Source organism: Providencia sp. M-27 (assembly GCF_011077905.1).
Classification (GTDB): domain Bacteria; phylum Pseudomonadota; class Gammaproteobacteria; order Enterobacterales; family Enterobacteriaceae; genus Providencia; species Providencia huaxiensis.
In genome coordinates this window covers 89,291-104,943 of sequence record NZ_JAALBT010000002.1, presented here as the reverse complement: position 1 = coordinate 104,943, position 15,653 = coordinate 89,291, and the positions used below count along the sequence as shown (strand labels likewise).

The window sequence follows — 15,653 nt, the reverse complement described above, 5'->3', positions numbered from 1 at the left end:
GCCTCCAGCTCTGGAGGCTTTTTTATTCTAAATCTAGCCATCACTAATAGACTGTATTATTCTGATAATCAAAGAATGGAAATAAAATAAATTGCCACAAGGAAAAAGCCCAATAATATAAATGGAAAATATTTCATACTGCCTCTTTATTTATGGATTGAATATTCATTATATTTTTTTGATTACATAATTCAACACAATTAAAATATCAGTTAATTTATAATCTAAATTAGATGGTATTATTAAGACGCTCTTAATTTGACAAAAAATATTAAAATAATGTCACTGAGTAGTAACCAATTAAAAAACAATAAATTTATATCACTGTCACTTTATTTCCGTTATAATTTTTGTTGTTTGTAGACACCATAAAAGAGGACTTATGAGCTACTTTTTCGCCCACCTTGCTAGAATGAAGTTAATCCATCGTTGGCCGTTAATGCGTAATGTCCGAACTGAAAACGTTTCGGAACATAGCTTGCAAGTGGCTATGGTTGCCCATGCTCTTGCTATCATCAAGAATCGTCGATTCGGTGGTCAGGTTAATGCAGAACGAATAGCTATGTTAGCCATGTACCATGATGCGAGCGAAGTTATCACTGGGGATTTACCAACTCCGATTAAATATCATAATCAGCAAATTGCTCATGAATATAAAAAAATAGAGAAGTTCGCCCAGCAAAAATTACTCGAAATGCTACCAGAAGAACTGCAAGATGACTTCCGTGAGCTAATTATTGAAGATTTACAAACTGCTGAAGAACATTCATTGGTTAAACAAGCTGATTCACTATGTGCTTATTTGAAATGTTTAGAGGAACTTTCCGCAGGTAATAGTGAATTTAAACTTGCAAAAAAACGTCTAGAGAAAATATTAGAAGAGAGAAAAAGCCCTGAAATGAACTATTTTATGGAAAAATTTGTCCCAGGCTTTAAACTTTCCCTTGATGAAATCAGTAATTAATTTTTTAGTAGGAATAATAAATATTCCTACTCTGCATAAGCAGTTATTAATTATATTTCGTTAAATGCGGTAGAACAGTCAGACGATGACGGGAAATGCACATACAGCCGCTTGGAGTCCCCATTAACCCCCAATACCATTTTTCCTTTATCTTCGAAGGTAATAGAACAATAAAAACTCGATTTTGTACGATATTTTTTGCCACTTTTAGTTGTTATTTCAACAACCCAATAATCATATGAATCATTAACACCGAGCTCATATTTAAATGCAAAAATATCTTTCATAACAGCTTTATTTGCAATATTAGACAACGTTTGTGACCTAGGGTATTTTTTCGCACTGCTATTACTAAGGTTATTAATATAGTGTTCAATGACAACAGAACTTAAATCTTCCCCCCAAAAATTTTCAAATGTTGCCAAGCCCAAATAATATCTTTCTGGTGTAGCAGTTTCTTTATTCATATTAGATATTCCTCACATTAATTTGTCAGAAATAAGCTAGCATTTAGTTTATCAAATGAAAAAACGAATAAATATTAACGCTTACGTTTTTTTAATAGAAACCATCAATAACGATTTACTTTTCATTCGTTATTGATGGTAATTTTGAGATTATAAATAACAAAAATTAATTAAAGGGAAATAATACCGGTACGACCAAAATACTAATAAACATCACAATAATAGTGAATGGCACTCCCACTTTCAAAAAGTCAGAAAATTTATAACCCCCTGGCCCTAATACCAAGGTGTTAACAGGTGATGAAACAGGGGTCATAAACGCAGCTGATGCAGCAATACCAACAACCATAGCAAATGGCAACGGAGAAACCTCCATTTGACGTGCTGCAGCAATGGCAATTGGCGCCATCAATACCGCTGTTGCAGTGTTAGAAATAAACAAACCAATCGTAGCGCAAAGGATAAATAAACACAGCAGCATGACATGCGGACCTAACCCACCCGCTATCTTCATCAAGGCATCAACTGCAAGTGCTATCCCGCCCGTTTCTTGCAATGCGAGCGCAAAAGGCATCATCCCAACAATTAATATGATACTCGGCCAGTGAATTGACTTATACGCACTTTCCATGTCGATACAGCGAAATTTTCCCATTAATAAACAGGCAATCAGCGCCGCAATAAAATTAGGAATTTCATTGGTCACCATCATCGCGACCATTAGTGCCAGACAAAATAAAGCATGAGGAGCTTGAGAGGCGGCAGGGGCAACCGCTTCGACTTCAGCAGCTAGATTCAGGACAATAAAGTTCCGTGGCTTAGTCGATAAAACCCGGATTAATTTCCAATCACCAATGACTAATAAAATATCCCCTAATCTAAGCGGTTCATCAACTAGTTTTCCATCCAATGCCTTGCCATCACGACGAATACCAACCACGTTCAAACCATAGCGAGTACGAAATTTAATATCCTTTAACGATTTACCCAATAGTTCGGAATCTGGGTTCATCGATACTTCAGCCATGCCTACGTCTCGTGATTGCTCTGAAAAATAATCACCTCGTAAAATCATGGGTTCAAGGAGTTGTTCGCTACAAAACTGACGTAAGTCGTCATCACTCACAGAAATATCAATTAATAAGACATCTCGCTCGCGTAACTCCGTTCCCCCCGTCGCGCTCACCATCACACGACGGAATTTACGCCAACGCTCAATCCCTACCACGTTAGCTTCGTAGCGAGAGCGAAGATGCAGTTCATCAAGGGTATGGCCAATAAGCGGGGAACCTTTGCGGATAGCAAGACGGCGAGCTCTGCCTGTCAGCTTGTAATCTCGAATTAAATCACGGAAAGTACGCTGATATTTAACTGGTTGTTTATCAGGTTCGTTACTGCCTAGCCAGCGCCTTGTCAGCCACATGTAGGCGATACCCGCGAATAAAATTAAAATACCAATCGGGGTAATAGAGAAAAATTGAAAGCCTTTGATCCCTTCTCGTACCAATTCACTGTTCACCACCATATTAGGTGGCGTGGCCACCAGTGTCATCATCCCACTGATTAGCCCAGCGAAGCCTAATGGCATCATTAACCGGCTAGGGGACGTTTTCATGCGTGATGCGACACTTAAAACGACGGGGATGAAAATCGCCACCACCCCAGTGGAGCTCATAAAAGCCCCTAACCCAGCGACGGTGAGCATTAAGAAAACCAGCATTTTGCTTTCGCTGCTTCCTGCAACGCGAACAAGCCAGTCTCCCATTTGATAGGCTATCCCTGTGCGAACAAGGCCATCACCGATGACAAATAATGCAGCGATTAGCAAGACGTTAGGGTCAGCAAAACCGGCTGTAGCTTGTTCTAGCGTTAAAGTATCGCTCAATACAAACGCGACAATGACAAGTAACGCTACCACATCCATACGGATCTTATTTGTGGTAAATAAAACTATCGCAATTAATAGGAGGGTCAAGACCCACAGCAATTCTCCGTTCAAAATATCCCCTTTCGACGAAAAAAAACATTGCTAAGAATTTTATTCAGTTAAGCATGTTTTACGGAGAATTTCTTTGATTAAATCACCATTAAGTCAAATTAGACACGAAAAGTTCATAATCACCATTATTGTCAGGCCCCGTAACGGAAATTTGTGCCAGTGAACTCACAATTACTTGGATTTCATCACGACGCGGCATGCCTTCTGGCGCATGGACTGCGACCACTTGGCAGCCTGCTGTTAATGCAGAATGGATGCCTGCCTGCGCATCTTCAAAGGCAATGCAGGATTTTGTAGGAAGAGAAAGTGCTTGTGCCCCAAGTAAAAACGGTTCTGGATCTGGCTTACCTTTGGACACTTTTTCAAATGTTATCCAATGTTTAGGCTCTGGTAACCCTGCCGCTTGTTGACGGCCATGGGCAATTGGTACAGTACCAGAGGTGACAATCGCCCACGGCGCGCCAATTTCATTTAAACGCGATAGCAAAGCAATAGCGCCGGGTAAAGCAATAACGCCTTCAGTATCTTCACTTTCCATTTTTTCTAACCAGCGAAAATAACCCATAATTTCTTCATCACTCGCCTCAGGTAAAAAGTGACGCAAACTGGTTAATGCTGGCTTTCCATGAATAAAGTTAATAATTTCTTCAGGGCTTTTTCCTATTCGCTCACCAAATTTACACCAGCAACGCTCAACAACTGCCAGCGAATCCGCCAATGTGCCATCTAAATCAAATAGAAACCCTTTTGCCTTTAACTTCACATCTCCCCCTTTACCCTTTAATTGTGCAATTCGCATAACATAAAAAGTTGAATCGATTCTAGCCCACTAGTTAACGCTAAATAGGCATATATACGCAACCTCAATATTAAAAATAATTAAGAATTGAGCCTAAGACTTAGATTTGAATGCACTAGAGAGTTAAAACAGGAAAGAAATGTTAATTTGAAGTTGAAATTTTATACCTATTAATCCCATTTACTCTAAATAATTTGCCTTGTCTCTAGGCGATAAAGTGAAGTATGACGAGATTGCTCTAAATATTCACGCTGTAGCTAAGCGACTAGAGAAGATATCCGGGGAACATACAAAAGTATGTAACCCGAGTAGCCGAATGTAGTCAACAACACTACAGCGCGAAGAATGATGAGTACTAAGCGTTGAAGATTTGGGATATCTCTACTGCTGATAAATGATACTGCCTTGGACATGCATGCCAAATCGCTAACATACGATTATATTTTTCCCACATTGGTGTTTGTGAGTTAAACCCATGCGTTCCACTGTCAAAGTGGGTATAACGCCCTTCTGTATTGACCATAAAACGAACATAGCTCAGATAACGCGCTTCTGTTGCCGCATCAAAGCCCAAAAATTGCACACGGCGGCCATCAATGTCTTCTTTATTAGCCATGTTGCTATAAGAGACTTGCAGTGCATGGTACATTTCCATGATATCAATAACAGTACGGCAGGTGTCTTCACTTAAATGGCCAAAGTCTCTGTCTAACTCACGCATTTGTAAACCGAAACCACGTTCAATAATGGTTTGTAAGCGGCGATAACGTTCTGCATTATCGGGGTCAAGCATGGTCATCATTTTATATTGATTAGATAAGATCAAGCGTTGTGCGTTAGTCATTTCCATCATGGTTCTCCCACTAAAAAGTATGGCTTATCTTCGCATTCAACATCAATCATAGACAGTGAAAACATCGCTTTTATTGATCTAAACACGTTTTTTGCATTACTTATTGTTAAATCTACCTTTTAATGGAAATCATCTCTTAGATATCTTCCAAAAAGGAACGATCCAGCTGCTTAAACGCACGTTTTAGTAAATCAGCTAACGCCATATAATCGGGTTGCTGTTCAATCGGTGCCATGACAATACCCGCTTCGGTAAATTTATCACGGATCTCGTGAAACCAGCTCAACAAGCTCGATGGCAGAGGCGTCGCAGCACGTTTTCCTAACCACCATAAACCTTGCATTGGCAAACTACAGGCAAACAGTGCCGTTGCAATGGCGGGACCAAGTTGCCCACCTAATGCGATTTGCCATGCTAATGTGAAAATTGCAATGGGTGGCATAAAACGAATACCAAAGCGAACAGCCTTGTTAATGCGAATTTCGGGGAAGATTGGCGACAGTTTTTTCTCCATAGGAAAAGTCTTCAGATAGTGGTTACCTAATCTAAAGCGTTTAAAAAAACCGGGCGGTGTACTTTGTAATGTACTCATGAAACGTTTCCTATCGACTTCTTAAAAACTGAGGCAATAATTTATAGATTGCACGATGGTAAAATGATAGCACATTTAAGATAACGAAATTATTTCATTACATTTACCTTAAGTTAAGTCATTTTACTAAATATCAGCTATTCTAATAGCAATGTAACCCTGTGCTATAACACCACTTTATACGTCACTTATGATTTTAATCAATCAAAGCCCCTATTTTTAAAAAAAACGTATAAAATATAAAATAATTTTAGTAGAATCTACCGCATTTAGAATTGCTGTTGCATTTGTTACTTTTTAGCTTTATCCATCTTCAAAACGGAAGATAGACAACAGTTATATATTGGGGTTATTGGTCGTTATTTCAACACTAGATGCAAAGGTTTACTTTTATAACCCTTTGCTGGAAAGAATAGCGCCTGTTTTATCAACCCCATAAAGGTCTCACGATCTTTAACTTTTTCGCCTTTAACATGATATCAATCATGATGTTTCAGGTCATAAATACGCTAGGCTTTAGCAGTATATTTTTAATCTGAGTCTTTTCATGTTGTTTAAAAGGCTTCACAACAACAATTAACGATAGGTATTTCCATGTCAAGTAAGCTGGTACTGGTTCTAAACTGCGGTAGCTCCTCACTGAAATTCGCCATCATCGACCCAACTAATGGCGATGAATTTTTATCTGGATTAGCTGAGTGCTTTAACCTCCCGGAAGCCCGTATTAAGTGGAAAATGGATGGTGCTAAGAAAGAAGCGCCTTTAGGTGCTGGTGCAGCGCATAGCGAAGCATTGGATTTCATTGTTAACACTATTCTTGCTGAAAAACCTGAGCTATCAGAGCAAATCACCTCCATTGGCCACCGTATTGTTCATGGTGGTGAGAAATTCACCTCTTCTGTATTAATTACAGACGAAGTGATTGAAGGCATCGAAGCGGCTATTCCATTCGCGCCATTACATAACCCTGCTCACCTTATCGGTATTGAAGAAGCAAGAAAATCTTTCCCGCATCTGATCAACAAGAATGTCGCTGTCTTTGATACCGCATTCCATCAGACCATGCCGCAGGAAGCTTATCTGTATGCATTGCCATACGAATTATATTCAGAGCATAGTATCCGCCGTTATGGTGCGCACGGTACAAGCCATTACTATGTTTCCCGTGAAGCTGCGAAAAAACTCAACAAATCTGTTGATGATCTAAACGTTATCACTTGCCACTTAGGCAACGGTGGTTCTGTTACTGCTATTGTTAATGGTAAATGTGTAGATACGTCAATGGGCTTAACGCCATTAGAAGGTCTGGTAATGGGAACTCGTAGTGGTGATATCGACCCTGCAATTATTTTCCATTTACATGATTCTTTAGGCATGAGCGTTGATCAAATCAACAAAATGCTGACCAAAGAGTCTGGTTTATTAGGTTTAACTGGCGTAACTAGCGACTGCCGCTACGTTGAAGACAACTACGGCACTAAAGAAGATGCCACTCGCGCAATGGATGTTTTCTGCCATCGTTTAGCTAAATACGTTGGTGCATACAGTGCACTGATGGAAGGCCGTCTTGACGCTATCATCTTCACAGGTGGTATTGGTGAAAACTCAGCGCAAGTTCGTGAAATTACTTTGAAGAAACTGGCTATCCTTGGTTTCGAATATGACCATGAGCGTAACTTAGCAGCACGCTTCGGTAAAGAAGGTTTAATCACCACCGATAACAGCCGCCCTGCTCTGGTTATCGCAACCAATGAAGAGTTGGTTATCGCCCAAGATACTGCGCGTTTAACCGCATAAGCAACTTCTACCGCCAGCAACATGCTGGCGGCGGTATCGTTTTGTCATTAGAGTAACCGAAATAAAGAGGTTCCCGTGTCCCGTACAATTATGTTAATACCTACTGGCACCAGCGTTGGCTTAACTAGCGTTAGCCTAGGTGTCGTTCGCTCAATGGAACAAAAAGGTGTTCAATTAAGCGTTTTCAAACCTATCGCACAGCCACGCGTCTCTGGCAACAAAGACCAAACCACTGAAGTCCTGCGCTCTCATTCAAGTATTACTACCATTGTTGAACCCTTAACAATGGAATACGTTGAATCGCTACTGACCTCTTCCAAAAAAGATGTGTTAATGGAAGAAATCGTCGCTCGCTATCATGACCACACAAAAAATGCGGAAGTGATTTTAATTGAAGGTTTAGTGCCAACACGTAAACATTCATTTGCTCAATCATTAAACTATGAAATTGCCAAAACATTAGGCGCAGAGATTGTTTTTGTCACTGCACCAGGCAATAGCTCCATTACGCAAATGCAAGAACGTTTAGAGTTAGTACGCAACGAATTTGGCGGCCAACGTAATAAAAATATTATCGGTGTTATTATTAACAAGGTGAATGCGCCTGTTGATGAGCAAGGCCGTACTCGCCCTGATCTGTCTGAAATCTTTGATGATTCAACTAAAGCGACAGTGGCTAACCTCGATACTAAGCAACTTTCTGCGCTGAATTTACCTGTACTTGCATCCATTCCATGGAACTTTGATTTAATTGCCACTCGTGCTATGGACATGGCAAGGCACTTAGGTGCAGAAGTTGTTAACGAAGGTGAAATCAAAACCCGTCGCGTTAAATCTGTGACTTTCTGCGCACGTAGCATCCCTCACATGCTTGAGCACTTCCGCCCTGGCTCACTATTAGTGACCTCCGCAGATCGCCCTGATGTGTTAGTTTCTGCATCACTAGCGGCAATGAATGGTGTTGAAATCGGTGCGGTTCTACTAACGGGTGGCTACAACATTGACCCGCCTATTCGCCAACTGTGTGAACAAGCGTTCGAAACAGGCCTGCCGGTGTTTATGGTGAAAAGCAATACATGGCAAACATCACTGAATCTGCAAAGCTTTAGCTTAGAAGTCCCTGCAGATGACCACGAACGTATTGAAAAAATTCAAAACTACGTGGCTCGTCATATTAGTAGCGATTGGATCGAATCACTGGTTGCAGACTCTGAGCGCCCTAACCGCCTCTCACCACCTGCTTTCCGTTATCAGTTAACTGAATTAGCGCGTAAAGCTGGCAAACGTATCGTTCTTCCTGAAGGCGACGAGCCACGTACCGTTAAAGCTGCATCTATCTGTGCAGAACGCGGCATCGCAACTTGTGTACTGTTAGGTAACCCAGAAGACATTCGTCGCGTTGCGGCAGCGCAAGGTATTGAGCTCGGCACTGGCATTGAAATTGTCGACCCAGTTAAAGTACGTGAAGAGTACGTTGCTCGCCTCGTTGAATTACGTAAGAGCAAAGGAATGACTGAGGTTGTTGCTCGCGAGCAATTAGAAGATAACGTCGTATTAGGGACATTAATGCTGGAAAAAGGCGAAGTTGATGGCCTAGTTTCTGGTGCAGTTCATACGACGGCAAATACTATTCGTCCACCGCTACAATTAATTAAAACAGCACCGGGCAGCTCATTAGTTTCTTCTGTTTTCTTTATGCTATTACCTGAGCAAGTGTTTGTTTATGGTGACTGCGCTATCAATCCAGATCCAACTGCAGAGCAATTATCAGAAATCGCTATCCAATCTGCTGATTCCGCAAAAGCGTTCGGTATTGACCCACGCGTTGCGATGATCTCTTATTCTACTGGTGATTCAGGTGCAGGTAGTGACGTTGAGAAAGTGCGTGAAGCAACACGTTTAGCAAAAGAAAAACGCCCAAACTTAATCATCGATGGCCCATTACAATATGATGCGGCAGTGATGGCTGACGTTGCTAAATCTAAAGCTCCTAATTCGCCAGTTGCAGGTAAAGCGACCGTATTTATCTTCCCTGACTTGAATACCGGTAATACCACTTATAAAGCAGTACAACGTTCTGCTGACTTAGTGTCTATTGGTCCAATGCTGCAAGGTATGCGTAAGCCTGTCAATGACTTGTCTCGTGGTGCATTAGTTGATGACATCGTTTATACGGTTGCATTAACTGCAATCCAAGCCGTACAAAACGAAAATGCATAATTCATCTCTATGATGTAAAAAGCGCTCAGTTGAGCGCTTTTTTTATATTTGAAACCAATAAGCACAAATAAACAAATTAATTACCACAAAAACTATCATCTAGTTTATTAGTCGCATTTTTTATTAACTATATCAAATTTACAGATGATAGCATTCGCACTAATTTTTTGTGTCGCATCATAGCAATGGTAATAATATGAATCACCTAACTAAAAATCTTATAATCATAATCGGTACTTTATTCCTAGCATCTTGTTCTAGTCGCCTTCCTTCTTCAACAGAACAATCAAATTTTTTGAGTAACTATGACCGTTTATCTGAAGTTAAAACGCCGTCTGGCAATATAATCAAAGCATGGCATTCAGACCAACTAAATACAACTCAAAAAAATAAGCTTATTTTTACCCCTATAAAATTTAAACCGCTTAATGAACATAATAAAATAAATGAAAAATTCGCAACGGTTCTACTTAATTACACGAATCAACAGGTCAAAAAAGAGCTAGAAAAGCACTTTGAATTAACCCAAACACCAGGGCCTAATACATTACAATTTGCAGGTGTCATTACCTCTGTTAGCGCAACTGCTGAAGAACTCAAACCCTATGAAGTTTTACCTGTTATGTTAGTGATAGCAGGAACCCAACTTGCAGTAGGAAGCCGAGATGCTGACACGAATATTTATTTTGAATGGAAAGTCACTGACTCACAAACTGGGTTGCCTTTATATGAAGCCATTAGGAAAAACAGTGGGAACCAATTAAGTAATACTGAACAGGTGATAACCTTAGAAGACTTAAAGGACGCTGTTGATATTATCGCGGATGAAGTTGTTCCAAATGCATAATATGTCATTACGGATGGTAAATAAAATTACCATCCGTAATTTAATAGACTATCTTTTACGCGTAAATAATGAAACCACCACTGCAACAATAATATTCAGAATAAATGCCGCAATACCGATATTCATGAAACTTAAACTTTCCCCTAACCAAGGGAACAATTGTGCTAACGAAATTTTCTCGATATAGGTTACCGCAAGGAATAAAACTCCCGTAGAAATCCCACAAATAGCACCTGCTGGTGTCATTGGGTTTTGTTGTTTAAAGCTCATCAATAAAGCAGGGAAAAACTGTGCAACAATATTCACGCCGAGTAACATAATCGCTACGAGAGTATCGTTACTGTGGAAAATAAAATACAAGCTGACTAACGCAACAACAGGCACCATAAAGCGTGCATAAACACCTGACTGGCGTTTTTCTTCACTCACACCCATCGCTTTTTGCACAACGCCTGCTAGCATATTGGAGGTGGTTAACAACAACATCGATCCTGGAACTAATGCCGTTAGCATACCCGCAGCGCCAATAAAACCGACAACAATAGGTGAGAAGGTGCTTTTAGATATCTCAAACAGCGATAAATCCACCGCGGCCCCTTCAAGATGCGGAATTTGCAATATAGACGCATAGCCGACAAAAAAAGCAAATAGCATAATCAAGCTGTAAGCTGGGATCAAAATACTATTACGTTTCAGAGATTTCTCATCTTTTGCGGTAAACACTGCGGCCATATAGTGTGGCCAACAGAAATAGGCAACTACAGATAAGAATATAGTCGAAATATACCAAGGAATATTAAGCCCTGTTTCGGAGAAGGTTAAAAAGCTTGGCATTGCCGTATCTATCGCTTTAAACATCTCCCCAAAGCTACCGTAATAATGAAGTGGGATATAAATACCGATAAACACCACCACAATTAAAATCATTAGATCTTTCAGAGCTGATGTCCAAGCTGAACCATGAATACCTGAAATCATCACAAACAACGTCACTGCGATAATTCCAATCCAAATGGCAATATCAGCTGGAATTGCACCATAAGACGCTTGAGAAACAATAATGCCTAATCCTTTGAGCTGCAAAACAAATAAAGGCACCATCGCAGCAATAGAAATTAAGCTAATTAATAACCCTAACCCCGGGCTTTGATATTTCTTGGTAAATAACTCAGAAATCGTTCTGACATCATTATCTTTTGCGAAGCGCCATACTCTTGGGTGTACCCAATATAAAAAGATCCCCATAAACGCATTGACTGCTAAGGTATATAGGATTGCAGGGCCTTTTCCGTAAGCCCAGCCGCTCCCACCGAGGAAGGTAAATGTGGTATATATTTCCCCTGCACTTAATAAGAAAACCAGCAGTGCGCCGTAACTACGCCCACCGACAGACCATCCTTCGTGATCCATCGTTTTTCCTTTTTTAGCGCGGATAGCTAAATAAATACTAAAAAAGAAAAATGCAGTGATGATAATTAATGAGGAACTCATGATGTTTCCTTAGTATTTTTATTATCTAATACATTGATTAATAACATCACTAAAGCTGTAACAATCACCCATGCCACAATCCAAAACATTAAAAATGGCAAGCCCATCACAAAAGGCTCTACTTGGTTAACGAAATAAATGCCCACGGTTAATGCTAGGATTGGGAAAATAACTAAATAATGATACCACTTCATAGAAAATTCCTTATTCCATTACCCTAAAGAGACCAATTCACGGGGCAGATGACTTAGCATTTCAACACCATCTTCAGTGATGAGTAGCATATCTTCAATCATAATGCCGCCCACACCAATCCCGTAATATGGCGTTTCTAAACTCATGACCATCCCAGCTCGAAAGACTTCTGTCGTCGCAGCACTCACAAAAGGGGCTTCTTCTAACCCGACAAACACGCCATCCCCATGGCCTAAGTGCCCACGGTTATAATAAGGCAATCCCGAGGAACGGATCAGTGCCATTGTTTCATTAAAAACATCACTCAATGCGACACCGGGTGCAACTCGGCTTAACATATATTGATGACCTTTTAAGATGGTTTGATAAATAGCAGCGACTTTTTCATTCGGTTTACCAACCACAAATGTGCGTGCAATATCAGCGCCATAGCCTGCCACATCAACACCACAGTCAAATTTAATTAAATCACTTTCTTCTGCCGGCTGGTCATCTGGGATCATTTTGGGTGAAAAATCACTGCCAACTGAAATTAAATTGAAGCGGCTATAGTTCGTTTCAGGGAATTCCATCACTTTCGCTTTAAAAGCTGCGGTTAATTCTGCTGAAGTACAACCAACTCTAATTAATTTACTCGCAGCAGCAATACCAGCTTCTGTAATTTGTGCAGACTTTCTGAGGTGAGCGATTTCCCACTCACTTTTAATCATGCGTAATTCATTAAATAACGGTGAAGAGTCAACCAAATTTAGCCCAGGGATAACCTTATCCAGCCATACTTTTCCAGTATGTGTAATTTGGTTTAATTCAATCGCAACCGGTTTTCCATAAACGCCTGCATCTGACAACGCCTCTTTAAGTATATTAAAAATCGTTTCTATTGGGCTATTAATTGGCCTTGCCTTCATTACTTTGCCATTTTCTGGATTGTAAGGGTCGTCTACATCCACCCAAATTGGAAATGTTTTAATCTTTGCATTAGGCATTTGAAGTGACAAATTTGCCGCTTCAAATTCATTCATAATAACCAATGATTCAATAGACGGATCACGAAAAATAACCGCGATCGCAGAGCCTGTTTGCCTGAAAGTATACATAAAGAAGCTCGCAAAACCGGTTAAGTGATAGAAATTATCACCCACTGTTGCGATTAATGCTTCAATCCCTTCACGCTCCATAATCTCACGGGCTTTGTGGGTTACGTTCTCAAGGTGTTGTTGTTTCAAAAAAGTATTCTGTTTATTCATTGTCATTTTTATTCTCTCGAAGCGTCATATCTACATCACGCAGTGCATCATATCGCAAACGATAAATGTTAAGATCTGCCACATTATATCTAGTGTCGAAATGAATACATCGTTTAACATACAAGTTTTTTATAACTAATAGTTATATATTAGCCAGAAATTAACTTTGCTAGAGATTTGATTTTAGGGAAAATAAAGAAAAGGACTAAATAAATTAGCCCTTTAATCATTTAAGTCTGAGTAGTTATAAGTTTTCAGCACAAGTGATGGTTTTTTCTAACTCATTATTACGCGTTAACCATAAAGAAAGCGCTTTGAGTGAATCTGGCGTAAATTCGTCACAGCGTGCACTGATCTCTTTCGGGGTCAACCAACTGACCTCAGCCACTTCAGACTCTTGTAAAGCGAATGGGCCATGGCTTACACAACTAAACAACCCGCCCCATACACGACAATGCGCATCTTCAAAATAAAAATGGCCATGTTCAGCAAAAGGAACACCTGCAATACCCAGCTCTTCTTCCGCTTCGCGCTTTGCAGAATCAAGGATGTTTTCACCTTTTGTAACGACTCCTCCTGCTGTTGCATCAAGGAAGCCGGGGTGAAAATCTTTAATGTCTGTGCGTCGTTGAACCAGTATTTTTCCCATTCCATCATGGACAACGATGTAAGTTGCACGATGGCGTAGGTTTTCTGCTCGCATTTGGCTACGTGTTGCCTGAGCAATCACCGTATTGTCTTCATCAACAATATCGACCCACTCAACGACTTCGGTTGGTTGTTCCATCCTGTAAACCTTTTATTTTTAAGCTAAAACTGCTTATATCATTAGACTGATTATTATTGTGTGCCAAACAATACTAATCTGCATTGATCCACAACTATAGAAACGATCCTAGCTGAATTTGTGATGGGTTGCCATCATAAAAAAACACTTCTTTATTACAATGATAATGAAATCCTGTTTCTTTAAGGTAGCCCAAGCAAATCATACAAATTGTGTTCACAAATGCTATAGTTAAATCATAACGCTGTAGTTTGTGACACTAATGAAAAGTTAATACGCAAAGTTGGTGTATTGTGACTAAGGTGACAGAACGTAGGCAACAACGCTGCGGTTTGAGTATATTGACAGGGGGGTATCCCCTAAATAGTTTAAATTGCAGCTAGGCGCTAAGAGATGGCATCCTTAGGAGCATACACAAGTATGTGACTAAGGTGACAGAACGTAGGCAACAACGCTGCGGTTTGAAATATGACGGGGATGGCGATGAAGATACTCATAACAGGCGGCACCGGGCTAATCGGAACACCACTTATCCAAAAACTGATCTCTCTAGAGCATCAGGTTACTGTATTAAGCCGCTCTCCACAAAAAGTTTATAGCCATTTTTGCAAGGCTGTTGAGTGCTGGACGACGCTCAATGATCAAACTCACTTAAATGACTTTGATGCTGTCATTAACCTTGCTGGCGAACCCATCGCGGACAAGCGCTGGACAGAGGAACAAAAAAAATTATTGTGTGACAGCCGCTGGAAATTAACTCAACAACTTAGTGAATTAATTACGGCCAGTGAAACACCACCTCGCGTATTTTTATCGGGTTCAGCCGTTGGTTATTATGGTAACCAAGGCCAATCAGTCGTCACAGAAGACGAACAGCCCCACGATGAATTTACTCACCAACTCACACAGCATTGGGAAGCTTTAGCCGCTAATGCACAATCAGAAAAAACGCGTGTTTGTTTATTACGCACCGGCTTAGTGTTATCAGCGAATGGCGGTTTACTTGCCAAAATTCTCCCCATTTTTAAAATGGGTGCGGGAGGTCCAATTGGTGACGGGAAACAATACATGCCATGGATACATATCAATGATATGGTTCGTGCGATTTGTTTTCTATTAGATACTCCAACACTCTCTGGCCCTTTTAATATGACCTCACCTTATCCGGTTCATAATGACTTATTTTCTGCCACATTAGGTGATGTTCTCAATCGCCCTTCATTTGTGCGAACACCCGCTTTTGTGATTAAGACCATTATGGGTGAATCTGCAGCGCTGGTCTTGGGTGGCCAACAGGCGATCCCCAAACGATTAGAAGAGGCAGGCTTTCAATTTGAACATATCGAATTAAAAGAAGCGCTTACTGACTTGCTTATTCCACATGCTGATCAGTAA

14 protein-coding genes are annotated in these 15,653 nt (G+C 40.4%); 5 read left to right on the top strand and 9 right to left on the bottom strand.

Going from position 1 to position 15,653, the window contains the following annotated elements; genetic code table 11:
- The first annotated feature begins 382 nt into the window (after positions 1-382).
- Positions 383-964, top strand: coding sequence for a 5'-deoxynucleotidase (gene yfbR / locus G6Q48_RS03815; RefSeq protein WP_166264564.1), 582 nt, complete (start codon positions 383-385; stop codon positions 962-964).
- A gap of 50 nt (positions 965-1,014) precedes the next feature.
- On the opposite strand, the gene G6Q48_RS22165 is transcribed toward yfbR, so the two are convergent.
- The 5 genes from G6Q48_RS22165 to yfbV form a co-directional block, all read right to left on the bottom strand.
- Positions 1,015-1,431: a hypothetical protein gene (locus tag G6Q48_RS22165; protein WP_229597463.1), complete on the bottom strand. Its 417-nt coding sequence runs from the start codon at positions 1,429-1,431 to the stop codon at positions 1,015-1,017.
- A 166-nt stretch (positions 1,432-1,597) separates the two neighbouring features.
- Entirely contained in the window at positions 1,598-3,430 is a 1,833-nt protein-coding gene (locus G6Q48_RS03805; RefSeq protein ID WP_102137638.1) for an SLC13 family permease, read from the bottom strand.
- Between the two features lie 88 nt (positions 3,431-3,518).
- Positions 3,519-4,193 carry a sugar phosphatase gene (locus G6Q48_RS03800; RefSeq protein WP_166264563.1) on the bottom strand — a complete coding sequence of 225 codons (675 nt, stop codon included), beginning with the start codon at positions 4,191-4,193 and terminating at the stop codon, positions 3,519-3,521.
- A gap of 391 nt (positions 4,194-4,584) precedes the next feature.
- Positions 4,585-5,079, bottom strand: a complete 495-nt coding sequence (locus tag G6Q48_RS03795) for a YfbU family protein (RefSeq protein ID WP_102137636.1) — start codon at positions 5,077-5,079, stop codon at positions 4,585-4,587.
- Between the two features lie 139 nt (positions 5,080-5,218).
- Positions 5,219-5,674 carry a terminus macrodomain insulation protein YfbV gene (gene yfbV / locus G6Q48_RS03790; protein WP_102137635.1) on the bottom strand — a complete coding sequence of 152 codons (456 nt, stop codon included), beginning with the start codon at positions 5,672-5,674 and terminating at the stop codon, positions 5,219-5,221.
- A gap of 594 nt (positions 5,675-6,268) precedes the next feature.
- Here yfbV and ackA point away from each other — a divergent pair.
- From ackA to G6Q48_RS03775, 3 genes are all read left to right on the top strand, one after another.
- Positions 6,269-7,471 carry an acetate kinase gene (gene ackA, locus G6Q48_RS03785; protein ID WP_102137634.1) on the top strand — a complete coding sequence of 401 codons (1,203 nt, stop codon included), beginning with the start codon at positions 6,269-6,271 and terminating at the stop codon, positions 7,469-7,471.
- 90 nt (positions 7,472-7,561) lie between these two features.
- Entirely contained in the window at positions 7,562-9,691 is a 2,130-nt protein-coding gene (pta, locus tag G6Q48_RS03780) for a phosphate acetyltransferase (protein ID WP_207393011.1), read from the top strand.
- A 196-nt stretch (positions 9,692-9,887) separates the two neighbouring features.
- Positions 9,888-10,538, top strand: a complete 651-nt coding sequence (locus G6Q48_RS03775) for a DUF3313 domain-containing protein (RefSeq protein WP_102137632.1) — start codon at positions 9,888-9,890, stop codon at positions 10,536-10,538.
- Between the two features lie 48 nt (positions 10,539-10,586).
- On the opposite strand, the gene G6Q48_RS03770 is transcribed toward G6Q48_RS03775, so the two are convergent.
- The 4 genes from G6Q48_RS03770 to yfcD form a co-directional block, all read right to left on the bottom strand.
- Positions 10,587-12,029 carry a sodium:solute symporter family protein gene (locus G6Q48_RS03770; protein WP_166264561.1) on the bottom strand — a complete coding sequence of 481 codons (1,443 nt, stop codon included), beginning with the start codon at positions 12,027-12,029 and terminating at the stop codon, positions 10,587-10,589.
- Positions 12,026-12,223, bottom strand: coding sequence for a DUF3311 domain-containing protein (locus tag G6Q48_RS03765; protein ID WP_125891316.1), 198 nt, complete (start codon positions 12,221-12,223; stop codon positions 12,026-12,028). Before G6Q48_RS03765 ends, G6Q48_RS03770 begins: the two co-directional genes overlap by 4 nt.
- An 18-nt stretch (positions 12,224-12,241) precedes the next feature.
- Entirely contained in the window at positions 12,242-13,471 is a 1,230-nt protein-coding gene (locus tag G6Q48_RS03760; RefSeq protein WP_207393010.1) for a M24 family metallopeptidase, read from the bottom strand.
- Positions 13,472-13,715: 244 nt separating this feature from the next.
- Positions 13,716-14,258 (bottom strand): NUDIX hydrolase YfcD, encoded by a 543-nt coding sequence (gene yfcD, locus G6Q48_RS03755; RefSeq protein ID WP_102137628.1) that lies wholly within the window; start codon positions 14,256-14,258, stop codon positions 13,716-13,718.
- Positions 14,259-14,741: 483 nt separating this feature from the next.
- Between yfcD and G6Q48_RS03750 the strand changes: the two genes are divergently transcribed.
- On the top strand, positions 14,742-15,653 hold the full coding sequence (locus G6Q48_RS03750) for a TIGR01777 family oxidoreductase (RefSeq protein WP_102137627.1): 912 nt from the start codon (positions 14,742-14,744) through the stop codon (positions 15,651-15,653).

What these genes read in the sequence shown, in the direction of transcription:
- yfbR (WP_166264564.1), top strand. Translation starts at nt 383, where the DNA reads ATGAGCTACTTTTTCGCCCACCTTGCTAGAATGAAGTTAATCCATCGT.
- yfbV (WP_102137635.1), bottom strand. Translation starts at nt 5,674, where the DNA reads ATGAGTACATTACAAAGTACACCGCCCGGTTTTTTTAAACGCTTTAGA.
- pta (WP_207393011.1), top strand. Translation starts at nt 7,562, where the DNA reads ATGTTAATACCTACTGGCACCAGCGTTGGCTTAACTAGCGTTAGCCTA.
- ackA (WP_102137634.1), top strand. Translation starts at nt 6,269, where the DNA reads ATGTCAAGTAAGCTGGTACTGGTTCTAAACTGCGGTAGCTCCTCACTG.
- G6Q48_RS03770 (WP_166264561.1), bottom strand. Translation starts at nt 12,029, where the DNA reads ATGAGTTCCTCATTAATTATCATCACTGCATTTTTCTTTTTTAGTATT.
- G6Q48_RS22165 (WP_229597463.1), bottom strand. Translation starts at nt 1,431, where the DNA reads ATGAATAAAGAAACTGCTACACCAGAAAGATATTATTTGGGCTTGGCA.
- G6Q48_RS03760 (WP_207393010.1), bottom strand. Translation starts at nt 13,471, where the DNA reads ATGAATAAACAGAATACTTTTTTGAAACAACAACACCTTGAGAACGTA.
- G6Q48_RS03795 (WP_102137636.1), bottom strand. Translation starts at nt 5,079, where the DNA reads ATGGAAATGACTAACGCACAACGCTTGATCTTATCTAATCAATATAAA.
- G6Q48_RS03775 (WP_102137632.1), top strand. Translation starts at nt 9,888, where the DNA reads ATGAATCACCTAACTAAAAATCTTATAATCATAATCGGTACTTTATTC.
- G6Q48_RS03750 (WP_102137627.1), top strand. Translation starts at nt 14,742, where the DNA reads ATGAAGATACTCATAACAGGCGGCACCGGGCTAATCGGAACACCACTT.
- G6Q48_RS03765 (WP_125891316.1), bottom strand. Translation starts at nt 12,223, where the DNA reads ATGAAGTGGTATCATTATTTAGTTATTTTCCCAATCCTAGCATTAACC.
- yfcD (WP_102137628.1), bottom strand. Translation starts at nt 14,258, where the DNA reads ATGGAACAACCAACCGAAGTCGTTGAGTGGGTCGATATTGTTGATGAA.